Below are 22476 nucleotides of genomic sequence, written 5' to 3'. Positions count from 1 at the left end.
TGCGCCACCAGCAGCGGTGCGAATGCCCTAAATGTGCTAGAAAGACCAGATGAAGGTGGGCTCGGCGCTGCGCTTCCGCAGTGTCGCCGGACAGGCGCTCGCCCTGCTGCTGGTGATCACGGCGCTGCTCGTCGCCGCCGCGGGCGCCGCGCTGGTCCTACAGGCCCGGAGCAACGGCGAGAACCAGGCCCGGGGCCGCGCGCTCGCCGTGGCCCACTCCTTCGCCCGCGCCCCGGGAGTCCTCCCCGCCCTGGAGTCCCGCCATCCGACCACGACGCTCCAGCCCTCCGCCGAGCGGGTCAGACGCGACGCCGGCATCGACTACATCGTGGTGACGAGCCCGAGCGGCATCCGCTACACCCACCCCAACCCCCGCGAGATCGGCAAGCGCGTCGACCGCCCCCTCTACCCGGCCACGGTGGGCCGCTCCTTCACCGACAAGGTCCCCGGCGTGACCCTCTCCGCCCCCTCCATCCGCGCGGCGGTCCCGGTCACCGACTCCAGGGGAAAGGTGGTCGGCATCGTCAACGCCGGGGTCACGATCCCGAACGTACGCCGCTCGGTCGACCGCCAGCTGCCCGTCATCCTCGGTTCCCTGGGCCTGGCCCTCGTGCTCGGCGCGAGCGGGGCGGCGCTGGTGAGCCGGCGGCTGCGGCTCCAGACCCATGGCCTCGGGCCCGCCGAGATCGCCAGGATGTACGAGCACCACGACGCCGTGCTGCGCGCCGTGCGGGAGGGCGTGCTGATCGTCGACCACGGGGGAAGGCTGCTACTCGCCAACGACGAGGCGCGCCGGCTCCTCGCGCTGCCGCCCGACGCCCAGGGAAAGCAGGTGACCGACGCGGGCCTCCCGCCGGACACCGCCGCCCTGCTCGCCTCGGGCCGCCTGGCCACCGACGAAATCCACCCGGTGGGGGAGCGGCTGCTGTGCGTCAGCCAGCGCCCGGCCCGCCGGCGCGGACAGCCCTGGGGCAGCGTCGCCACCCTGCGCGACACCACCGAGCTCCAAGCCCTGACGGACAAGGCCGACCGGGCGCGGGAGCGCCTGGAGCTGCTGTACGACGCGGGCGTCGAGGTCGGCACCACGCTCGACATGGTGCGCACCGCCCAGGAGCTGGCGCAGGTCGTCGTGGAGCGCTTCGCCGACGTCGTGACCGTCGACCTGATGGAGTGGGTTCTGCGCGGTGAGGAGCCGGGGGCCCGTCCCGGAGTGGCGGACACCCGGATGCGCCGCGTCGCGATCAGCGGCGAGCAGCCGGCGAGACGCCTCCCGCTCTCCCTGGGGAGTGAGCCGATCGGCTCGGTGACGGTGCCGCTCACGGCGCGCGGCGTCATCCTGGGCCAAGCCGAATTCTGGCGCTCGGCACGCGCGGCGCCCTTCGAGGACGACGATCTCACCCTCGCCGAGGAACTGGTCAGCCAGGCGGGCGCGTACATCGACAACGCCCGCCGCTACGCGCGCGAGCACGCCACCGCGGTGGCCCTCCAGCAGAGCCTGCTGCCCCGCGAGCTGCCCGAGCACGAGGCCGTCGAGGTCGCCCACCGCTATGTGCCCGGGCACGCCGGGGTGGGCGGGGACTGGTACGACGTCATCCCCCTGTCCGGCGCCCGCGTCGCCTTCGTCGTCGGCGACGTCGTCGGCCACGGTCTGCACGCCGCCGCCACCATGGGCCGGCTGCGCACCGCCGTGCACAACTTCTCCTCGCTCGACCTGCCCCCCGAAGAGCTGCTGACCGCCCTCGACGACGTGGTGGACCACCTGGACCAGGAGGAGGCCGTCGCGGACGGTCCGTCCCCCGGCCCCGGGGTCGCCGGCGCCACCTGCCTGTACGCGATCTATGACCCGGTCGCCGGGCGCTGCGGCCTGGCGCGGGCCGGCCACCCGCCGCCCGCCCTGGTGCGCCCGGACGGCACGGTGACCCTCCTGGACCTGCCCGCCGGACCGCCGCTGGGCCTGGGCGGGCTGCCCTTCGAGACCGCCGAGATCGACTTCCCCGAAGGCAGCCGCCTGGTGCTGTACACCAAAGGGCTCCTCCGGACCGACGGCGTCGATGTCGACGCCGGTATCGAGCGGCTGCTCGGCGCGCTCGCCCGCGCAGACCCCGACCCCGAGCGCACCTGCCGGACGGTGATGGAGGCCCTGCCGTCGAGCCACCCCACCGACGACATGGCGCTGCTCGTCGCCGGCGCCACCGGCCTGGCCGAGGACCACATCGCCTCCTGGGACCTCCCCTCGGACCCCGCGGTGGTCGCCGACATGCGGGCCGCCGTGGCCCGCACCCTCGCGGACTGGGGCCTGGAGGAGGCGGCCTTCACCACCGAGCTGGTGGTCAGCGAACTGCTCGGCAACGCCGTCCGCCACGCCTCCGGCCCCATCCGGCTGCGCCTGCTCCGCGACCGGGCCCTGATCTGCGAGGTCGCCGACGGCAGCACCACCGCGCCCCATCTGCGCCGGGCCGCCATCACCGACGAGGGCGGGCGCGGGCTGTTCCTGGTGGCCCAGATGGTCGACCGCTGGGGCACCCGCTACACCAGGAGAGGCAAGGTCATCTGGACCGAGCAGACGCTGCCGCCCGAGTCGTCCGCGTCGTCCCTCTCCTCCGTGCTCGCCCTCAGCTGATCACCGCCGCCGTGGTGGCCAGCAGCTCCGGGAGGGTGCCGGTGAACTCGGGCATCAGCCGCATGGCCACCGCCCACGCCTCCGGATCCTTGCCCAGGTGGGCGGTGATCAGGTCCATGGTCTCCTGGCGGACCCGGCTCAGCTGCTCGTCCCTGCCGCCGTCTCCGGACTCCTCGTGACGGTTCGCCAGGAAGGTCGCGGCGACGGCGGCGGGCCGGGCCTCGTGCAGGATGTCCGACAAGGTCAGGTGCCCGTAGGACAGCGCCATTTTCAGCCAGTTCTGGTGTCCGTACGTGTACGGGGGCAGCTGGTGGTGGCGCAGCAGGTCCAGCGCGGTGGGGCGGGGGCCGGTGAGGCGGTGCGGATGGTCCCGGTGCTCCAGCCGCACCTCCGCGGCCCGGCAGTCGGCGCGCAGCTCCTCCGGGAATTCGCCGTGCGTCGCCAGCTCGACCAGCAGGGCGTCCGGCAGCGGTTCGCGGCCGTGCTCGGCTGTCAGCTCCTCCCACGGGAGGCCCGGGCCGGTCTCCTCGGTCAGCCGCTCCAGCGCCCCGGTGAGCTGGTCGCGCCGGCCCTCGGCCGCGGTGCGCAAAAATGCCGCCCGGCTCGCGGGCGACCGCGCCGCCGCGAGCCGCTCGCGCAGCTCGGCCAGGCCGTCCGCCGCCTCCAGCGCGGACCGGACGATCTTGTGGGTGGCCGCCGGCAGCGGGTGCTTCTTGCTGCGCCGCTCGGGGAACTCGGTCTCGTCGAGCAGCGCGCGCACCTCCTCCGCGCCGTGCCGCTCCCACAGCCGCACCAGCAGGAGCAGCTGCCCGGCGAGCGTATGCAGTTTGATCTTGCCGAGCAGGATGCGGGCGAGGCGCGGATCGCCGGCCTCGCAGATCGGCAGCAGCCAGTGGCGGCGCCCGCTGTCCCGCAGGGCCCCGAACACCTCCTCGGCGAGCGGCAGCGGCCCCTCGCCGCTGTCGGGCCGACTGCGCCGGCCGGCCATGATCTGCCGGCGCTGCTCGGGGCTCAGGGGGGTGTGGACATACAGCTTGGCGTTGATCTCGGGGTCGTCGTGGAGCAGCAGCTCCGCGATGGTGTCCTCCGGCAGCTCCCAGCTGGAGGCGATACCGGCCAGCACGGAGACCCCGTGCAGCGCGACGAAGCGGTCGCGCAGGGCGGCCGAGGGCTGGTGATGGACCAGCACATGCTGGATGGTGCGGCGGTCCAGGTGCTCGGCCAGCGCCGTCCGGACGTCCTCGGTGGCCAGAGCGTACAGCTGCAGGAACACCGCCCGGGCACCCTCCGGTGCGCTGGCCGGGTACTCGGCGGCCAGCGCCCGGGGCCAGGGCTTGCCCCGGTGCTTGGCCGTCTGCTCGCGGGCCGCGGCGAACAGCTCCGTGCTCGTCCCGGCGAAGCGGGGCATCAGCGAATACAGGGCGCGCCAGGTGGCGAAGTCCTCGCCGAGCTCGGCCACCAGGGAGGCCAGTGCCTCGCGGACGGGAGCCTCGCCGTAGGGCAGCGAGTTGAGGACCGTACGGGCGGGGCGGATCTCCGCCAGCACCCGGGGCACCGGATAGTCACCACTGTGGATGCCCCGGCCCAGCAGCTTGGACAGGTCGAAGCGGGAGTGGGAGTCGTTCCAGTCGCCGTCCGTGAGCAGCTGCCACGGCAGCGGGGAGGTGCCGGGGAGATGGCGGGGCGACTTCTTGTAGGCCGCCAGCACGATCTCGTCCGGGCAGTCCTGGCGGGCCGCCAGCATGAGGAGCGCGCCGTTCGGCAGGGGCTCGCGCCGGTGCTCGACCAGCAGCGGGTCCCAGTCCACGCTGTCCAGGGGGAATGCGTCGCGCTCCCACCTCACCTCGCGCAGCCGGTTCACCAGGTCCGCCCCGGACAGGGGCGGGGCGCCGGTGGCCGGTACGGGTCCCGCGGCCTCGTCGGTGGCCCCGTCGGCGGCCTCGGCCGCCGAGGCGCTCTCCAGCACGGCCGCCGGGTCCGGCGCGGCCACCGCCCGGCGCACCAGCTCCGCCACCGCCGGGCGCAGCGCGGGCAGTTCGGCGAGCGTGGCCAGCTCGGCCACGCCGCCGTAGGTGAGCACCGCCCGGCAGGCCGCCAGCTGGTCGTCCGCCCCCGCCTCGTGGCCGACGGACTTCAGGGCGTGGCGCACGACGCTGGGGAAGGGCGCGCGCAGCGCGGGGATGAGCTCACCCCGGCCGGAGACGTTCAGCAGATACTCCACCAGCCCGTCCGGCTCATGCCAGTCGGGGTCGTCCAGATTCCGCTTCGCGCCCTCCAGCACCGCGGCCCGCAGCTTCCGACGGTCGCCGTACCCCCGGTAGAGCCTTGGGCCCAGGGCCGTGTAGCCCAGCCCGGCGAGGCGCAACAGCGCCGGCTCGCGCTCGGCGTTCAGCGAGCATCCCGCCAGGGCCCAGACCAGTTCGGCGTCGCTCTTGGCGAACGCCTCATCCACCAGATAGCCGGGCAGCGGCGCCCGTCCGGACATCAGCGACATGGTCTCCTCGCGCAGCCGGGCCATCAGGTCAGGGGCGAGTGCGGGGCCGGCCAGCCGGAACGTGGCCGAGAGCAGGAATTCGTCGAGGGTCACCACGCCGGGTGTTCTCCGATCGTTGAGAAGGGCGATGCCAAGGGGGCGGGAGGGGCGGGAGGAGCGGGGATCATGGGGCGCGGCGCTCGGCCATCCTGGACAGCGCGCCGATCCAGAACCGCTGCCGCTCCGGGGTCTGCCCCACCAGATGGGCGGCGCGCAGCTTCGGCGGCATATGGCGCAGCAGCCGCGCGACCACCTCGGCATGGCGCTTCAGCTGGGAGACCTCGGCGTTGGCGAACACCTGGTGCACCAGATCGGTGTCATTGGTGCCCTCGGACGAGCTCTCACAGGCCGCGGCCAGCCTGGCCTCCCACTCCGCCGCATCGCGCGCCAGCTCCCGCAGCCCGATGACCTTCCGGCCGGAGCTCTCCGACAGCCGCGCCTCGAGCTGGGACAGCGGCACCGGGGCGTACTCCCCGTCGCCGAGGTAGATCAGCCCCATTTCCAGCGGCTGCCCGGCCCGATGCAGCTTGATCAGCCGCTCCAGGGTCCGCTTGGTGATCCACTCCCGGCCCTCGTCGTCGATGTCGCTCTTCCACCACTCCAGCGCCGTCTCGGCCACCTCGCCGTAGGTGTCGATCAGCCACTCATTGGCGGGGATGTCCTGCGGGCTCACCTCGTAGCTGACCGTGAAGCGGCTGGCCTGCGCCACGTTGTTGCTGCTGACCAGCAGCTTGCGGCCGAGGTGGTACGGCGGGTTCTGCAGCGCTATCTGGGCGCACAGCCCGGGAATCGGCCGCCCGGCGAGCGACCACTCCTGGGTGATCTCCATCAGCTTGGCGAACGTGGCCTTGTCCTTGGGCCGGTTGTACTCGTCCCAGACGATCACCTTGGGCTCGGGCCCCATGAGCGAGCGGCTGAGCAGCGTGTCCAAGGTGCCGTCGGGCGTCGGGATCGGCACACACAGGTCCTCGACGTTGGTCACCGGCAGCGAGAAGTAGACCGGGTCGCGCCCCGTCTCCTCCCGGACCACCGCCTTGGTGATCTCCGTTTTGCCGCAGCCGGGCGGGCCCTGGAGCAGCACGGACCAGTTCTCCCGGACGGCGGTGCGCAAAATGGCGCGCACCGGATCGGCGATGGTCGCCGGGTTCGGGCAGCCGATGGCGGCCGCGATGCCGTCCAGGATCTCGGCCGTGCGGTCGGGGCCCGGCTTGCCGTCCGACTTCACATCCCGCAGGCGCAGCCGCTGACCGCCGACCAGCGGCAGCCCCCAGGAGAACGGAAACCCGGCGCGGGCGCAGTCCAGTACGTGCTGGAGGGTGCGCGGAGACAGCAGCGAGCGCAGCCGCGGGGTCAGCCCGGCCCAGAGCCGGAACACCTCGGTCAGGTCCCAGTCCGCGTAGCGCTCGGCCAGCTTCTGCCGCCAGGCGGTGTCATTGGCGGTCACCCGCAGGGTGACCATACGGTCCAGAACGGCCAGATCGCTGCGCCGGGCGCTGGTCTCGGCCAGCGACTCGTTGTCGGCGAGGAAGACGCCGACGCAGCCGAGCGCGCGCAGATCGTGCTCGCCGAGCGTCCAGTTGCAGGCGATCTGCATCAGCTGGGACTGAATGGTCTCGCCGGCCTGAAGCGAGTCGTCGATCAGCAGCACAAAGGGTTTGCCGGGGGTGAGCTGACGCATGATCAGTTGGGTGAGGACCAGCTCGCCGCTGTGGTCGTCCCGCACCGGCGCGTTGACCAGCAGGTCGTCCGGGGTCAGATTGGCCGCCGGGACCAGGATCACCTCGGTGCCGGGGTGTGCCTTGGGGACGTAGGAGAGAAACGTGGACGTCTTGCCGATGCCGTGCTCCCCGAAGACCTGCCCGGTCTGTCCCATGGCGATCATCGCGCTGATGAACTGCTCCAGACGGGCGCCGCTGCCCGGCCCGGTCCGCTTCGATGTCTTCTGGGCCTTCTGGTCCTTCTGGATCTTCTGGGTTTCCCGCGTCTTCCGCCCCGCCCGCCCGTCGGACGCGTCCCCCGCGGCCGGTGCCATCGTCTCCACGCTGCTCACAGTGGCTTGTTCCCTCGTTGTGTGTCTGTCGATTGTCCGAAACGGCCGGCGGCGAGTCGACCGTCAGCTGTCGCCCGTGACCACTCGGTGGCAGGCCATCGGTGGATCGTGCCGCTCCGGCCAGTCGTCCCCGCCGTCCGTGATCAACCAGATCCACCGGTCGGGGTGGGCGGGGGTGACCCTGGGCGCATATCCGTCGGTGACCATGATCACCGCGTCGGCGCGCTCCTCGAACCGCCGCCCGTTCACCGCCAGTCGGCCCTCGACATAGTCGATGACCTGTTGGAAGTTCGTCCCGCCGCCGCCGAGCACCCGCTCCCCGGGGACGAAGGGCATCACGGCGCCGTCGAAGCTCAGCCAGTGGCTCTCCACCCCGTCGGTCTGCCCCACCAGCGAGGTGATCCAGTCGACCACCGCCTGCGGCATCGACCCCGAGGTGTCCAGCGCGACCACCACCACCTTGGTGCGCTCCGCGCCCCGCCGGGAGAGCATCGGCTCGTGGCCCAGCGCCAGCAGCACGGCCCCCTGCTTCTTCGGATAGACCAGCCGCTCACCCTCGCGCAGCTTGGAGGCCAGCACATCGGAGAGCCAGCGCCGCCACCACTCCACCCGCCGGGTCCGCGGGGTCTCCCCACGCAGCGCGGCCAGGCCCATCCGGCCCCACATGCGCTCCAGCCGCTTTCCGCCCCCGGCGGTGCGGTCCGCCAGGGCCAGCATCTCCTCCCGGGCGATGCCCTCGCCGCGCAGCGCCGCCCGCATCGCCTCGTCCAGGGTGGCCTCGACGACCGAGGAGAGCGTCTCCTGGTCCATCGGCAGCCTGGGGCCCGCCCCTTCGCCCTGCTCGGCCCCGGCCAGGCGCATATGGATGCACACCGCTGGCGGTACGGGGGGCCGGCTCATCCGCTTGAGCTCGCCGTACACCCCGAGGTCGGTGTCGACGAAGTCCCGGTAGGACAGCGGCGTCAGGCCCTGCTCGGCCAGGTCGGCCACATACCGCCGGTGCACCTCGCGCGGGTCGACGCCCACCGGCTCGCCGCGGGTCCCGCCGTGGCCGTCCGGCACCTGCTGGGCGGGCAGCTCCGTACGCCCCAGCCGGACCATGGCCACATGGTTGATCGCCACCTCGGCGGCCAACTCGAAGACGGGGTCGGCGCGCAGCTCCTCGTCCACGTACAGATGGCGGTGGATCAGGTGGCGCGCCTCGTGGAACAGGACGAACCGCACTCCGCTCGGCCCGATCCGGACGAAGAACTCCGGGTTGTACAGCAGCAGGCAGCTGCCGTCGCCCACAGCCACCACCGCCGCCGTGGCCACCGCCGCGGTGGCGATCTGGTGGTGACACTTGGCGTACAGCCACGAGCCCACCACGCTGTCCTTGACCCCGAAGTCCAGCAGCGCCGCCTCCTTGAGCCGACGGCCCTGCTCCGCCACCGCCGGATCCGCCACCTGACACTCCAGCAGCGCCCGGCGGTCGCTCAGGTCGATCACCCCCCGCGCCGCGGCATGCCGGCTCTCCCCCGTCACCCGTGCCACTGTCTCCCCTTTGTCGCCTTATCGCCTTTATCGCGTTTATCGCCGCGTTCCGGCCCGGCCGTGGACGGCCCCACCACCAAGAACGTTATCCACCGGGTCTGACAGCGCCGCCCCGGGGCCGATGCGGCGGATCCGCCGGGGCGCGGTGCTCAGACCACGCGCGGCCGGTCCGCCGGGGTGACGGGGGCCGGGAGCGCCGTGGAGCCCGCGAGATAGCGGTCCACGGCCGCGGCGGCGGAACGGCCCTCGGCGAGGGCCCACACGATCAGCGACTGGCCGCGGCCCGCGTCACCCGCCACGAAGACGCCTTCGCTGCTGGTGGCGAACCCCTCGTCCCGGGCGATGTTGCCCCAGGCGTCGAGTTCCAGACCGAGCTGGTCGAGCAGACCGCCGTCCCGCTCCGGACCCGAGAAGCCCAGCGCCAGGAGGACCATGTCGGCCCGCAGCACCCGCTCGGAGCCCGGCTCGGGCCGCCCGTCCGCGTCGACCCCGACCAGACGCAGCGCCCGGACGCCGCCCGTCGCCTCCGCCGCCCCCGCCGCGCCGGGGTCCGCCCCCTCGAAGCGGATGGTGGCGGCCGAGAACAGCCGCGCGTCCACGTCGGCGTCCGGGGACACGCCCAGCTCCTGGGCCTCCTCGTGGGCGGCGGACATCCGGTAGATCTTGGGGTGGACCGGCCAGGGCTGGTCCTCGGGCCGCTCGGCCCCGGGCCGGGCGTGGATGTCCAGCTGGGTGACGGAGGCCGCGCCCTGCCGCAGCACGGTGCCCAGGCAGTCCGCGCCGGTGTCCCCGCCGCCGACGATCACCACGTGTCTGCCCTCGGCCGTGATCGGCGGCCGGGCGAAGTCGCCCTCCTGGACCCGGTTGGCCAGCGGCAGATACTCCATCGCCTGGTGTATTCCGGCCAACTCCCGACCCGGCACCGGCAGCTCCCGCCACGCCGTGGCCCCGACCGCGATGACCAGCGCGTCGTAGCGGGCCCGCAGCTCGGCGGCGTCCACGTCGGTGCCCACACCCACGCCGGTACGGAACTTGGTGCCCTCCGCGCGCATCTGCGCCAGGCGGCGGTCGAGGTGGCGCTTCTCCATCTTGAACTCGGGGATCCCGTAGCGCAGCAGGCCCCCCACCCGGTCGGCCCGCTCGTACACCGCCACCGTGTGTCCGGCGCGGGTCAGCTGCTGGGCCGCGGCCAGGCCCGCCGGGCCCGAACCGATGACCGCGACGGTCTTCCCGGACAGCCGCTCCGGTGGCTTCGGGGTCACATAGCCGCTCTCCCACGCCCGGTCCACGATGGCCCGCTCGACGTTCTCGATGGTCACCGCGGGCTGGTTGATGGCCAGCACGCATCCGCTCTCGCAGGGTGCCGGGCACAGGCGGCCGGTGAACTCCGGGAAGTTGTTGGTCGCGTGCAGCCGCTCGCTCGCCCGCCGCCAGTCGCCGCGCGAGACCAGGTCGTTCCACTCGGGGACGAGGTTTCCCAGCGGGCAGCCCTCGTGGCAGAACGGGATGCCGCAGTCCATGCAGCGCCCGGCCTGGGCGCCGACGATCGGCAGCAGGCCGCCGGGCACCTGGACCTCGTTCCAGTCCCGCACCCGCTCGGCCACCGGGCGGCGCGGCGGAAGCCGGCGGGGTGTGGTGAGAAAGCCCTTCGGGTCGGCCATGGCGGCATTCCTTACCCGTGTCTATTCGTGACGGTCCGTGTCCATGCGTGTCACGGGCCGGCCGCGTGGAGGCGGGCGCACCGCGGCACACCACGCCTTTCCCCACTGTACGTCCGGGCGCAAGCGTGCCCGGCGCCACCACCCGCGGCCGCCGCGCGGCCCCGCCGCGACAGGGCTCGTGGCGCTCCGGGGCGGCGTGATTCCGGTGGACGCCACGGTCGAGCTGCTGGAGCGGGCCCCAGGACCCGGCGGGAACCCGGAACCTGGCTGAGGCTCAGGAGCCGGCCGACGCGGCGAGCAGGGCGGTGTCGTCGTCGACGTGTCCGGGGGCGCGGAGCAGACCCATGGAGCCATCGATGATCCGCTGCGGGTCGAGCCGCGCCGCCTCGGGCAGCCCCGCGCAGGTCGCCCGCAGGGCCGCCAGCCCTTCGTCGATGGAGAGCCTGCTGTTCTCCACCAGACCGTCGGTGAACAGCAGCAGCCCGGCGCCGACCGGCAGCCGCGTCTCGTGGTCCTCCGGCGCCCCCTGCGCCAGCCCCAGCGGAGCGCCCGGCCGGGTCTCCAGGAAACCGGTGGCCTCGCCCGCCACCACCAGCGGCGGAGGGTGCCCGCAGGACGCCCACCGCAGCTGGCGGGTCCGCGGCTCGTACACCGCGTACAGACACGTCGCGAAGTGTTCGACGTCCAGCGACCGCAGATACGCGTCCAGCTTGGCGAGGAGCGCGCCCGGGGAGGCGCGGTCGAGCGCGAAGCCGCGCAGGGCGGGCCGCAGCCGGCCCATCACGGTCGCGGCGTTCACGTCGTGACCCATCACATCGCCGATCGCCAGCCCCATGACCCCGCCGGGCAGCGCGATGACGTCGTACCAGTCGCCGCCGATCTCCGTACCGGTGGTGCTGGCCCGGTAGTAGGACGCGGTGCGCAGACCGGCCACCTGGGGCAGGTGCTGGGGCAGCAACGCCCGCTGCAGGGTCAGCGCGAGCCGGCGCTCGTTGCGGAACCGGGCGGCGTTGTCGTAGGCGAGAGCCAGCCTGCTGGCGAGGGATTCGAGGTGGCCCCGGTCCTCCTCGCGGTACGCCCGCCCGCGCCTGGCGACGGCCAGGGCCCCCAGCGTCCGGCCGTGGGAGACCAGCGGCACGGACAGGACGGTTTCGGGCGGGGGCGCCCCGGCGCGGCCCGCCCCGAGGCTGTCGCCGAGGGCGCGCTCCAGCTCCTCCGCCCCGGCCGACCGCTCACCCGCGGCGAACACGGACTGCTCGGCCCGCGGGTCGGTGACGTGGATCCGGATCTCGTCGGCGAGGGCCGGAATCAGCACCTCCTCCGCGGTCTCCAGCACCTGCGGCGGGTCGAGGCTGTCGGAGAACAGCATGCTCGCCTGGGCGAGGGAGGTGAGCGTGGCCGCGTGGCGGCGGCTCTCGCTGAGCACCTGCTCGCGCAGCCGCGACAGCTCCAGGTTGGCGCGCACCCGGGCGAGCAGCTGGCGGGCGGAGAAGGGCTTGGCGAGGTAGTCGTCCGCGCCCGCCCGCAGGCCCTGTACCGTCGCCTCCTCCCCGGCCCTGGCGGTCAGCACGATGATCGGCAGGCGGGTGGTCCGCGGATCCGAGCGCAGCGCCCGTACGAGCGCGAATCCGTCCAGCCGGGGCATCATCACATCGGTCAGCACCAGGTCGACCGGGCGCGACAGGGCGGTCTCCAGCGCCGCCCGGCCGTCCCCGGCCAGCAGCACATCGTGGTCCGGGCCGAGCAGTTCCTTGAGGTAGCCGCGCACATCGGCGTTGTCGTCGGCGACCAGCAGCAGCGGCCGACGGGCGCCGTCGCCCTCCTGCGCGGCCACCGGAGACCTCTCGTCGGCAGCGGGGGCCGGGGCGGTGCCGGTGACAGTGGTCGTGGGTACGTCCGCGTCGCTCTGCAGCCAGTGCAGCGCCTCCCCGGCATAGGCGGCGGTGCGCTCCTGCCGGGCGGTCCGGTCGTGGACACCGGTGACGGCGGCCCCCGCCGCCAGATGGGCGGTGCCGAACGGCACCTCGACAGTGAACGTGGTGCCCTCGCCCGGCCTGCTGCTCACCGAGACGGTGCCCATGTGCAGCTCGACCAGGTCCTTGACCAGCGCGAGGCCGATGCCACTGCCCTCGTGCGAGCGTGAGCGCGCCCCGCGCACCTGGTGAAAGCGGTCGAACAGATACGGCAGCTCCTCCGGGGGCACACCGGTGCCGGTGTCCGCCACCGTCAGCCGCGCCCGGTCCCCGACGGCGGCCATCCGCACCGTGACCCCGCCCGCGAAGGTGAACTTCAGGGCGTTGCTGAGCAGATTGAGGACGATCTTCTCCCACATCTCCCGGTCCACATGCACCGGCCTGGGCAGCGGGGGACACTCCACCCGCAGGCTCAGCCCCGCCAGGTCGAAGGCGGAGCGGAACACCGCCGCCAGCTCCACCGTGACACGCGACAGATCCACCGGCTCGAAGCTGCCACTCAGCCGCCCGGCCTCCGCCCGGGAGACATCGAGCAGCGTGTTGACCAGCTTCAACAGGCGCAGCGCGCTGCGCTCGGCGAGCTCCAGCTGCCTGCGCCGCTCGGGCCGGTCCTCCACCGAGAGGGCCTGTTGCACCGGCCCCAGCAGCAGGGTCAACGGGGTGCGGAACTCATGGCTGACATTGGAGAAGAACGTCGTCTTGGCGCGGTCCAGCTCGGCCAGCGCCTCCGCGCGCCGGCGGTGCTCCTGCTGGGTGTGCGCCGCCGCGAGCGCCGCGCTGACACCGGAGGAGAGCACATCGTAGAAGTCCCGGTAGGGCGCGTTGACGGGCAGCTTGGGGTTGACGCCCATGACGAGTACGCCCGCCACCTCGCCCGAGCGGATGAGCGGATGGGCCAGCGCCTCCTCTCCCGGCCGCCCGAGCAGCGCGCCCGGGAGCCAGGCCGGGGCGGCGTCCCCGACCACCGCGGCCACGCGCGCCGCGAGCCCGTCCTCCTCGGCGGTCCGGTCGAGCCGGAGCTCCCCGGGCGGCGGCCGGGTGGCGTCCCCCGCGCCGGCCGTGCCGGCGGCCAGCCGCAGCTCGCCGGGCCCCGACGCCAGATAGACGGCGATGAACGGAACGTCCTCGCGGTGGGAGTCCAGCACCTCCGCGACCACTCGCGCCACGTCCTGCGGGGAGAGCAGTCCGGCCGTCCTGGAGCCCAGCGCGGCCAGCAGCCGCATACGCCGTTCACTGAGCACCCGGGCCGTGGTCTCGGTGACGACGCACAGCACACCGCCCACCGTGCCGTCCGGCATCGGCATCGGCTGGAAGGAGATGTCGTAATAGGACTGCTCCAGGAAGCCGCCCCGGATGAATGCGAAACCCATGTCGTTGATCAGGATCGGCTTGCGGCTGTCCACCACGGAGTGGAACAGCGGACCCGTGGTCGTCTCCCAGTTCTCCGGGAACACCTCGACGCACGGCCGGCCCAGCGCCCCTGGATGCTTGCTGCCGATGATGGTGGTGTAGCCCTCGTTGTACAGCATCCGGAATTCGGGGCCCCAGAACAGCGCCATCGGCTGTACCGAGTCGAGGACGATACGGAGGGCCTCGGTCAGCCGGGCAGGCCACACATCCGTCCGTCCCAGGGGGGTCGCCGCCCAGTCGATGCCGCTCATCAGCCTGCCCAGCGAACCGCCCGCGGCGAACAGCTCCTCCACCTCTGAGTGCTGCCTCTCGGGCCCGTTCATGGAGTCGGCTCTCCTCAGTCACAGTGTGGCACAGCGGTGTCGCCCGGGCAGCCACGGCCAACCGTCTGGAGTAGCTAGATCAAAACGGACTTGCGGAATAATTGGTACGGTGTTCCGCGCGGAACCCGAGCACAGGCTGAGCGGAGGTTCACCATGGGGAACACGCGGGCGTGGATGGTCAAGCCCGACCGGCACCCCTACTGAGTGCGCGGGCCCACCCCGCGGGACAACGGATCACCGCGGGACGACGGATCACCGCGAGACGACGAGCCGCGGCGCGGCGAAAAGGCGCGGCGGGACCATGAATCCCCCTTCAAACGGCTGCACGAGGCCTTCCACGCCTCCCCGGTGGGGCGCGGCTGGCGGCGCGGCAGCGAGTTCGAACTGCTGCACCGGGCCATGGGGTTCGCCGCGCTCGGGTTCCTCACCCTCGTACCGCTGCTCATCGTGGTCGCCGCGGCCGACCCGGTGAACCGGCACGGGTTCGCCCAGTGGCTGGCCGAGGGCCTCGGGGTGTCCAACGGGTCGCGGGACGAGGTGAGGCGGCTGTTCGCTCCGCCGCGGCAGGCATTGGAGACCACGACGGCGTTCGGTCTGGCGACGCTGTGCGTCTTCGGCCTCCGGTTCGGCGCGGCGGTGCAGACCGGCTACGAGAAGGTGTGGGAGCTGCCCCCGGGCCGCTGGCACACCGTCTGGCGGCATCTGGTGTGGCTCGCGGTGCTCATCGGCTACCTCCTGCTGTCCTCGCACCTCGGGCCGGGGTGGCGGCTGTGGATCGGGATCGTGGGGACGGTGGTGTTCTTCTGGTGGTCGCAGCACGTGCTGCTCGGCGGGCGGATCGGCTGGGGCGCCCTGCTGCCCGGAGCGCTGGCGACCGGGGCCGGGCTGTTCGGCCTGCGGATGTTCTCCCGGCTGGTGTTCTCCCCGCTGATCGCCTCGAGCGCCGTCTCGTACGGCCCGGTCGGCACGGTCCTGGTCGTCCAGTCCTGGCTGGTCGGCGTCGGCTACGTGGTGTTCGGCGGGCCACTCCTCGGCAGGCTGCTGCACGAGGAGTGGGTGCTGCTGTCGCACCGGCGCCGGCGCCGGAAGGGCTGACGCCGGCCCGTCGGCGCGACCGGGAGACGGTGAGCTCAGAAACGATACGGAGTCAGATAGTCCGGCAGCAGGATCCGCGTCCCGGGCGCGGCCGCCCGCACCTGAGCCTGGAAGCCGTCCAGGTCCATCGTCGGGTCCTGCTGGGGGCCGTCCTTCAGCGGGGTCTCGAAGACGTCCCAGTGCACCGGCACGACGGTGCCCGGGCGCCCGAGGGCCGCCAGCAGCCGGGGCACATAGCGGTGCGTCGAGGTGCTGTTCGGCACCGCGACCATCGCCACATCGGGCCGCAGGCCCTCGGCGTCCCGTTCGCTGAAGTCGCTCGCCCCCATCAGGAACGCCGACGGGCCGTCGCCGACCGTCACCTGGAACGCCAGGGTGTCCCCCTCCGGCAGGTCGGAGATGGTCTCCGGCCTGGTGGCGGGCGGGGTGTTCAGCGTGCCCGGGGCGAAGTAGCCCTGGGTCTTGTTGCGGCTGTGGCGGCTGGAGACCACCTCCACCACGTATCCGCCGAAGTCCAGCACCTCCCCGCCCTTGACCACGATCAGCCTGCTCGCGTCGATCCCGAAGGCCCGCAGCAGGTGGTACGTGGTCTCCGTGCCCACGATCCGCGCCTCGGTGGAACGGGCGATGAACGGCACGTCGTTGATGTGGTCCCAATGGCTGTGGCTGACCAGCACCAGCTCCGGGCGGCCGATGTGCCGGGTGACCAGCTCCTCGTTGGTCTCCAGTTTGGTGCGCGCGTCGAAGGAGCCCGCGAACAGGCCGGTCTTGAAGCGGGTCAGATAGGGGTCGGAGAGCACGGTCCGCCCGTCGAAGTCGATCCGCCACCCGGTGGTCCCCAGCCAGCGGAACTCCGCCCCCGAGACCTTGCTGCTCCGGCGCGGTGCGCCGGCGGCCGTGGAGGCCGTCGACAGCACCGGGACGGCCGCCCCCGCGGCGGCTCCCCGGAACAGCAGGCGGCGGGTGAAGCGTGGTCTCTGCTCGTCGTCCATGGCCACAGCACAGCAGGCGCCGACCGCCCCCGTCCAAGATCAAAACTTCCCCGCATCGATATCCGAGTGCATATCACAGCAGGTCAGAGCCTCTGAGGTGATCCACAGCCAGCCGGGCCGCCCGGCCGATCGCCGCGTCCACGGCCGGGTTCGCGGTGCCGGGCTCGCGGGTCCGGGCGAAGACCGCGACCGCGTACCGGCCGCCGTCCGGGTAGTGGACCACGCCCGCCTCCATGTGCAGGCTCGGCAGGGTCCCCGTCTTCGCGGCCACCCGTACGTCACCGGGGAACCCGGAGACCAGCCGGTGGCGGAAGACCTGCCGGGCCATCAGCTCGCGCACCTGCGCGCAGGCCTGCGGCGGTCCCGCCTCGTCCCGCCAGATCAGCCCCAGCAGCCGGGTGATGTCGCGGGCCGTGCTGCTGGTGGTCCGCCGCGGGTCGAGCACGCGCAGCCCCCGCACCCGCTCGGGGCCCAGGGTGGGGAAGACGGCGGCGAACTCGGCCTCGTCGCGGGCGCCCACGTCCTCCAGCATGGACTCCAGCAGCTCCCGCGGGCCGCCCACGACCACCGTGCGGTCCAGGCCGAGTTCGGCGGCCAGCAGCCGCACCGTGTCCGGGCCCACCCGGTGCATCAGCACGTCGGCCGCCGTGTTGTCGCTCACCGAGAGGGCGAAGTACGCCAGGTCGCGCAGGGATGTCTCGACGTCGTCGAGACATCCGGCGGTGCCCCACCCGCCGAGGCGGTCGGCCGCCGTCAGCAGCACCCGCTCCCGTGGGTCGAGCTGTCCGGCCGCCGACTGCCGCGCGAACTCAAGCACCAGGAGGATCTTGAACACGGACGCGATGACCACCGGCTCGTCCGCGCCGACGCCGACCTCCCGCCCGCCTCCGACACCGACCGCGTGCAGCCGTCCGCGCGCCCCCGCGGCCTCGAAGACCGCCGCCACCTGCTCCTCGATCTCAGCGCTCTCAGCCGCAGTCACCGTGTGGTCCCCCTCGTGCGTCGCGTATGGTCGGCCGGTGGATCTCATACGCCACCTGCGGCTGTTCATTGTCGTCGCCGAGGAGCTGCACTTCAGCCGCGCCGCCGACCTGCTCGGCATGGCGCAGCCTCCGCTGAGCCAGGCCGTCCGCAGGCTCGAGAGCGAGATGGGGGTGGAGCTGTTCGACCGGTCCCGCCGCCAGGTGCGGCTCACCGCCGCCGGTGCGCTGCTGCTCCAGGAGTCGCGCGAGCTGCTGGCCCGCGAGGAGCGGCTGCGTACGGTGATGCACCGTGCCCGCGCCGGAGAGCTGGCCACCCTGCGGGCCGGAGTGCCGCCCCAGACGCCCGCCCGCACCCTGCACGCGCTGCTGGCGGCCTGCGCCGACCAGTGCCCGGGCGCGCGGATCGATCTCCAGGAGGTGGACACCGCCGAGCAGCTGCGGCTGCTGTCCTGCGGGCGGCTCGACGTGGGCTGGGTGCAACACCCTGTCGACGCCACTGATCTGACGCTCGGCCCCATGGTCGGGGTCGAGCTGGGGGTGGTGCTGGCCCGTACGTCCCCGCTCGCCCGTCTGCCGGAGGTCTCCTTGGCCGATCTCTCCGGCCATGACCTGGTCCTCTTCCCTCGGGCGGGCGCCCCCGGCTGGTACGACCGGACGCTCGACCTCTGCCGGGCGGGCGGCTTCGCCCCGCCCGCCGTCCGCCATGCGCGCAACCCCGAGTTCCTGGTCGGCCTGGTCTCCGCCGGGTGCGGGGTGGCCTTCGACGACGGCCGGGTGGCCGGACGGGAACCACGGGTGGTCTGGCGCCCGCTGGCGGGGCGCCCGCTCGTCCAGCAGATGTCCGCCGTCTGGCCACAGGAGCGTACGCATCCGGAGGCCCGGCGGTTCGCGCGCATCGTCGCGGAGGTCGTGGCTCGCGACGCGACGACGGCACGGCGGCTGCCCGCCCGCTCGGACGAGGAGCGGCCGAGGCCGTGGTCGGTGGTGTTCGAGCCGGGCGCCGGGCCCGCGCCGGATCACCCGGATGGCTGATCACCCGGATGGCCAGGAGCTGTCGCGGGGTCACGATCTTGATCAGATCCTCTCCTTATATGACACATGGGCATTGTTGGCCCTGTGCTTTGCAGAGGAGATAAGCGCCATGCATCACCTGAAGCGTGTCGGCCTCAGCGCGGCCACCGGGCTTGCCGCCCTTGTGGCCTGCGCCGCCCCGGCTTCGGCCCTTGGGGACGACGACCTCGACCCGTCCCATCAGGAGACCGTCTACCACCTGGTCACGCAGCCGACCGACCAGAGCCTCCTGGACCTCGACGGCCTCGGGCCGAGCCAGGGAGACGAGCTCATCATCACCGGAAACCTGCTGCAGAACGGCCAACCGGTGGGCACCTTCAGCGAGGTGTGCACGCTGACCCGGGTCACGGCCGTCGGCGAGAGCGACCTGCAGTGTCAGGGCACTCTTGTGCTGCCGCAGGGCCAGATCACCTTCCAGGGACAGTTCACGATCACGGCCGACGGCCCCTCGGATGTCACTCTGGCCATCAGGGGAGGCACGGGCAGCTACAGCACCGCACACGGTTTCATCCATGCCGTCAACCCGGGCGCCGCCCAGACGGAGGTCGTCGTCCACGTCATCCCCTGACCGGCAGATCACGCCCGCATGGCGGACCCGGGCCGGGCACGAACGGCGCTGCCCGGATCCGCCGGCGTCAGATCTCGCGGGCGCGAGCCATCAGAGAGCGTCCGATGAGGGCACAGGCGACGGCCGCGATGGCGAGCATCGTCAGCATCCAGGGCCAGGCGGCGCCGAACCCGAAGAGGGCCCCGTCGCGGATGCAGCGGATCCCGTAGGTCACCGGATTGGCCCAGGACAGCCAGCGCAGCACGGGGGCCATCTGCGGCGCGGGATAGAACGAGGGGCTGGCGAACAGGAGCGTGGGCGCGAGCACGTTGATGGTCACCGTGAAGCGCTGGAAATCCTTGAACAAGGTGGCGAGCAGCAGATAGAGACCGTTGAAGGCCATCGACGCGACGGCGATCCCGCACAGGATCGCCGCCCAGTGGCCGGGCGGCCAGCGGAAGGTGAACACGAGGAGGGAGACTCCCAGCGCGGCCAGGGTCTGCGCGAGGATGAGCAGCGTGCTGACGATGAGCTTGCCCGCCACATAACTGCCGCGCCGCAAGGGGTAGGACCAGAGTTCCACGTCCATCCGTCCCATGCGCTCCTGGAAGAGGGAGGCGCCCGCGGTGGTGGCCGCCGCGAGCATCGAGGAGAGCAGCAGGGCGGGGACGGCGAATTCCGGGTAGCCGACGAGACGGCCCTCGTACCGCACGTCCCCGATCAGACGGGACAGGGAGGTGGCGAAGAGGAGCAGGTACACGGCGCTCGGGGTGATGGCGAGCAGCAGATTGGTGCGGTTGCGGGTGAGGAGCAGGTACTCGCGGTACATCGTCGCCGCGACGTCGCCGCGCAGCAGGGACGGTGGCGCCGGCGCGGGCGCCGTTTCCGCGGATGGTCCCGTGGACGGTCCTGGGGCGAGATCAGCCGTCATGGTCGGCCCCCACGAGCGTCAGAAAGGCGTCCTCCAGCGACGGCGTGCGGTATTCGACCGCCCCGATGCCGATCCCGTGCGCCTCCGCACGGGTCAGCAGCGCGGGGAGGCTGGCCCGCATGCCCTGGCCCCTGACCTCCACCTCGCCCTCGATGGCCGTGACCTGTAGCGGTGGCCGCGCCCGGCCGAGCACGGCCAGCAACTCGTCGGTGTCCCGCGGGCGCTCCGGGCGCACCAGCGCCACCTGGCCGCCGAACCGCTCGGCGAGTTCGCGCGGGGCCGCGAACTCGACCAGCGTGCCGTGGTTGACCACCAGGACCCGCTTGCAGTTGCGCTCCACCTCCTCCACGTAGTGGCTGGTCCACAGCATGGTGGTGCCGTGTCGGCGGCGGAGTTCGTGCAGCAGCGACCACACCTGGCGGCGGCCGCTCACATCCAGCCCGGCGGAGGGCTCGTCGAGCAGCAGCAGTGGCGGATCGCCGAGCAGCGCCCGAATGACCTGTAGGCGCCTCCTCTCCCCTCCGGAGAGGGTGAAGGTGAGCTGGGCGGTCTTGCCGTCCAGGCCGAAGGCGGTGAGCAGATCGTCCACCTGCCGTCGGATGTCGCGCCAGCGCAGCCCCTTGTACCGGGCGGCGCTGCGCAGATTGTCCAGGGCGGGCAGCATCATGTCGAACGGCCCGCTCTGGTGGACGACGCCGATACCGCGCTTGGCCGCTCCGGTCGGCGCCGCGGGGTCGGCGCCGAACACCTCGACGGCGCCCCGGGTGGGCACCGTGGCCCCGCAGATCATCTTGATGAGCGTGGTCTTCCCGGCCCCGTTCGGGCCCAGCAGCCCGATCACCTCGCCCGGCTCGATGGCGAACGACAGGCGGCTCACCGCGTCGTGTTCCATGCCGTCGTACCGTTTGACCAGCTCATGCGCACGGACCGCGGGCGTCATGCCGACGGGCCCGCCGTCCCGGACGGGGCGACGTCGTCGGCCAGCAGGAGCCCCTGCCCGACCAGCGTGTCCAGGAACTCGCGCACATCCCGCACGACCACGGCCGCCTGGCCGGAGTCCTCGGCGGCGTACCGCTGCGCCATCCGGGACGCGAGGGCGTCCGCGTCGAGGGATTGTCCCTCGGACACGAGGATCCACAGCTCGGCCCCCGTGCTGTTGAGGGTCTGGAACTCACCTGCACCGGCGTCGTAGAGCCGCACTTCGCCGTCGTCGGCCATCCAGACGACGTCGGGGGCGATCCGGTAGCGCATGGACGTATCCCTTCAGTCGACGAGGGGGAGGAGGCGGCGGCCCGTGGTCTTCCAGTCCTCGTACACCGGATGGACCGTGTCGTCCCGGACCAGGTGGGGCTGGAGCATCTGGTCCTGGTGTTCGGTGAGTTGGTGTCCGGACACTCCGGCGGCCCGCCACCAGTTGGAGATCATGGAGTGGCGCAGCATCCGGCACAGATGGCGGCCGTTGCGGTGCACATCCCCGCTCTCCGCCATGTGGTACGCCCGGCAGCCACCGCCGCAGGCCGCCCTGATGTAGCAGCGCCGGCAGTCCTTGAGGTTCTCGCCGCTGAACACGCTGTTGCCGCGCATATCGGCCAGCACGGGGGCCTCGAAGAGGTCGGCGAGCCGGTGCTCCCGTACGTTACCGGCCTTGTGCACCGGCTCGGTGACGAGTTTGCACGGATACACATCGCCCAGTGAATTTATATAGATCTCATTGCCGCCCATGCCGCAGTTTCCCCTGATGGTGCAGGGCTTGCTGGCCTTCGGGCCGTCGGGGAGAAGCTTCTCGGCCATCGGATTGGTCCAGAAGAATTCCTGGACCTTCTGGAAGTCCCGCCATCCAAAATCGTATCCGTCGGTCGCCGCGCGGCCGAGGTCCGAGTGGTACATGAGGCGCACCCGGCGCACCTTGAGATCGTCCACGAATGCGCAGACCTTCTCCAGGGCGTCCACGTTCTCCGGTGTCACCACATGGTTGATGACCGGGACGACGCCCGCCTCGTTGAGCAGTCCCAGCCCCTTGCCGGTCCGGGCGAACGTGCCCTTGCCGCGGGTCCGCTCGTGAATTTCCGCCGTGCCGCCGTCCACGCTCACGGTCACCGTGCCGAAGATCTCCGAGATCCGCCGCGCGATCTCCGCCGTGCGGATCATCGTGCCATTGGTGATCATGTTGACGGTCAGTCCGCGGTCGCGGGCGTGCGAGGCGACCAGGAACAGGTCCTTGCGCAGCATCGGTTCGCCGCCCGTGAAGATCATCTGCCGCACGCCCAGGTCCGCCGCCTGGTCGACGAGATCGAGCGATTCCTGTGTGGACAGCTCCCCGGGCAGGCACTTCTCCGACGAGGCATAGCAGTACGGGCAGCGCAGATTACAGCCGTCGGTGATCGCGTAGTAGACGGTGGTGAGGCTCGGCTCGGGCTGGCGCACCACCGGGCGGTGCCTGGGCAGATAGACGATCCACTTGAGCACGAGCTTGGCCAGGACGCGCTCCACCCCGGCGGGTCCGCCGTCGTACGGCGGGGGCTCCTGACCGCGGCTGAGCGCCTTCAGCACGGCGGATTCGGGATCGGTCAGCACACACCAGGCCGCGAGTTCGGGGTTGGCGACCAGCTGCCTTTCCGAGTGCCGGAAATAGACGAGATCTTCGGGAACGACCAGGTCGGACCACTGTTCCAGTAGCTTCATCCTGCACCTCCGATGAGCAGGCGGGGCGCCGGCCGCGCGCCGGGCCCCGCCTGCCGGCTGACGGGGACTGCC

The 22476-nt window shown here is 72.3% G+C and carries 15 protein-coding genes; 4 read left to right on the top strand and 11 right to left on the bottom strand.

What is annotated here, in order from left to right:
- Positions 1-49 precede the first annotated feature (49 nt).
- Positions 50-2620, top strand: a complete 2571-nt coding sequence (locus tag ACWY4P_RS07835; protein WP_456209436.1) for a SpoIIE family protein phosphatase — start codon at positions 50-52, stop codon at positions 2618-2620.
- On the opposite strand, the gene ACWY4P_RS07830 is transcribed toward ACWY4P_RS07835, so the two are convergent.
- From ACWY4P_RS07830 to ACWY4P_RS07810, 5 genes are all read right to left on the bottom strand, one after another.
- Complete coding sequence (locus ACWY4P_RS07830) at positions 2613-5207, bottom strand: hypothetical protein (protein ID WP_456209434.1); 2595 nt, start codon at positions 5205-5207, stop codon at positions 2613-2615. The two genes, ACWY4P_RS07835 and ACWY4P_RS07830, sit on opposite strands and share 8 nt — an antisense overlap.
- Positions 5208-5277: 70 nt before the next feature.
- A complete protein-coding gene (locus ACWY4P_RS07825) occupies positions 5278-7035 on the bottom strand; it encodes an ATP-binding protein (RefSeq protein WP_456212848.1) in 1758 nt (585 codons plus the stop codon).
- Between the two features lie 231 nt (positions 7036-7266).
- Positions 7267-8691 (bottom strand): DUF2201 family putative metallopeptidase, encoded by a 1425-nt coding sequence (locus ACWY4P_RS07820; protein ID WP_456212847.1) that lies wholly within the window; start codon positions 8689-8691, stop codon positions 7267-7269.
- Positions 8692-8885: 194 nt separating this feature from the next.
- Complete coding sequence (locus tag ACWY4P_RS07815) at positions 8886-10397, bottom strand: glutamate synthase subunit beta (RefSeq protein WP_456209433.1); 1512 nt, start codon at positions 10395-10397, stop codon at positions 8886-8888.
- Between the two features lie 274 nt (positions 10398-10671).
- The gene (locus ACWY4P_RS07810; RefSeq protein ID WP_456209432.1) at positions 10672-14103 is read right to left on the bottom strand and encodes a SpoIIE family protein phosphatase; all 3432 of its coding nucleotides are present in this window, start codon (positions 14101-14103) and stop codon (positions 10672-10674) included.
- Positions 14104-14451: 348 nt separating this feature from the next.
- On the opposite strand from ACWY4P_RS07810, the gene ACWY4P_RS07805 reads away from it, so the two are divergent.
- Positions 14452-15198 carry a ribonuclease BN gene (locus ACWY4P_RS07805; protein WP_456212846.1) on the top strand — a complete coding sequence of 249 codons (747 nt, stop codon included), beginning with the start codon at positions 14452-14454 and terminating at the stop codon, positions 15196-15198.
- A 35-nt stretch (positions 15199-15233) separates the two neighbouring features.
- On the opposite strand, the gene ACWY4P_RS07800 is transcribed toward ACWY4P_RS07805, so the two are convergent.
- Together ACWY4P_RS07800 and ACWY4P_RS07795 are read right to left on the bottom strand one after the other, a co-directional pair.
- Complete coding sequence (locus tag ACWY4P_RS07800; RefSeq protein ID WP_456209431.1) at positions 15234-16190, bottom strand: MBL fold metallo-hydrolase; 957 nt, start codon at positions 16188-16190, stop codon at positions 15234-15236.
- A 73-nt stretch (positions 16191-16263) separates the two neighbouring features.
- Positions 16264-17172, bottom strand: a complete 909-nt coding sequence (locus ACWY4P_RS07795; protein ID WP_456209430.1) for a serine hydrolase — start codon at positions 17170-17172, stop codon at positions 16264-16266.
- A gap of 37 nt (positions 17173-17209) precedes the next feature.
- Between ACWY4P_RS07795 and ACWY4P_RS07790 the strand changes: the two genes are divergently transcribed.
- Both ACWY4P_RS07790 and ACWY4P_RS07785 read left to right on the top strand, forming a co-directional pair.
- Positions 17210-18205, top strand: a complete 996-nt coding sequence (locus ACWY4P_RS07790) for a LysR family transcriptional regulator (RefSeq protein ID WP_456209428.1) — start codon at positions 17210-17212, stop codon at positions 18203-18205.
- Between the two features lie 109 nt (positions 18206-18314).
- Positions 18315-18812, top strand: coding sequence for an allene oxide cyclase barrel-like domain-containing protein (locus ACWY4P_RS07785; protein WP_456209426.1), 498 nt, complete (start codon positions 18315-18317; stop codon positions 18810-18812).
- Positions 18813-18879: 67 nt separating this feature from the next.
- Here the strand turns inward: ACWY4P_RS07785 and ACWY4P_RS07780 are convergent, their stop codons facing one another.
- The 4 genes from ACWY4P_RS07780 to stsB are packed head-to-tail and all read right to left on the bottom strand — an operon-like array spanning position 18880 to position 22404.
- Positions 18880-19722 carry an ABC transporter permease gene (locus ACWY4P_RS07780; RefSeq protein ID WP_456209424.1) on the bottom strand — a complete coding sequence of 281 codons (843 nt, stop codon included), beginning with the start codon at positions 19720-19722 and terminating at the stop codon, positions 18880-18882.
- Complete coding sequence (locus ACWY4P_RS07775; RefSeq protein WP_456209422.1) at positions 19712-20662, bottom strand: ATP-binding cassette domain-containing protein; 951 nt, start codon at positions 20660-20662, stop codon at positions 19712-19714. Before ACWY4P_RS07775 ends, ACWY4P_RS07780 begins: the two co-directional genes overlap by 11 nt.
- Positions 20659-20973: a PqqD family protein gene (locus ACWY4P_RS07770; protein WP_456209421.1), complete on the bottom strand. Its 315-nt coding sequence runs from the start codon at positions 20971-20973 to the stop codon at positions 20659-20661. Before ACWY4P_RS07770 ends, ACWY4P_RS07775 begins: the two co-directional genes overlap by 4 nt.
- A 12-nt stretch (positions 20974-20985) precedes the next feature.
- The gene (gene stsB, locus ACWY4P_RS07765; protein WP_456209419.1) at positions 20986-22404 is read right to left on the bottom strand and encodes a StsB family radical SAM/SPASM domain sactipeptide maturase; all 1419 of its coding nucleotides are present in this window, start codon (positions 22402-22404) and stop codon (positions 20986-20988) included.
- Positions 22405-22476: the final 72 nt, after the last annotated feature.

This window comes from Streptomyces sp. LZ34 (assembly GCF_053890475.1).
Note: the sequence above shows the minus strand (reverse complement) of the source record. Positions and strands in the feature narration are given on the sequence as shown.

Coding starts and splice junctions, on each gene's coding strand:
- ACWY4P_RS07835 (WP_456209436.1), top strand. CDS start 50: ATGAAGGTGGGCTCGGCGCTGCGCTTCCGCAGTGTCGCCGGACAGGCG.
- ACWY4P_RS07825 (WP_456212848.1), bottom strand. CDS start 7,035: ATGATCGCCATGGGACAGACCGGGCAGGTCTTCGGGGAGCACGGCATC.
- ACWY4P_RS07815 (WP_456209433.1), bottom strand. CDS start 10,397: ATGGCCGACCCGAAGGGCTTTCTCACCACACCCCGCCGGCTTCCGCCG.
- ACWY4P_RS07810 (WP_456209432.1), bottom strand. CDS start 14,103: ATGAACGGGCCCGAGAGGCAGCACTCAGAGGTGGAGGAGCTGTTCGCC.
- ACWY4P_RS07800 (WP_456209431.1), bottom strand. CDS start 16,190: ATGGACGACGAGCAGAGACCACGCTTCACCCGCCGCCTGCTGTTCCGG.
- ACWY4P_RS07785 (WP_456209426.1), top strand. CDS start 18,315: ATGCATCACCTGAAGCGTGTCGGCCTCAGCGCGGCCACCGGGCTTGCC.
- ACWY4P_RS07780 (WP_456209424.1), bottom strand. CDS start 19,722: ATGACGGCTGATCTCGCCCCAGGACCGTCCACGGGACCATCCGCGGAA.
- ACWY4P_RS07775 (WP_456209422.1), bottom strand. CDS start 20,662: ATGACGCCCGCGGTCCGTGCGCATGAGCTGGTCAAACGGTACGACGGC.
- ACWY4P_RS07770 (WP_456209421.1), bottom strand. CDS start 20,973: ATGCGCTACCGGATCGCCCCCGACGTCGTCTGGATGGCCGACGACGGC.
- stsB (WP_456209419.1), bottom strand. CDS start 22,404: ATGAAGCTACTGGAACAGTGGTCCGACCTGGTCGTTCCCGAAGATCTC.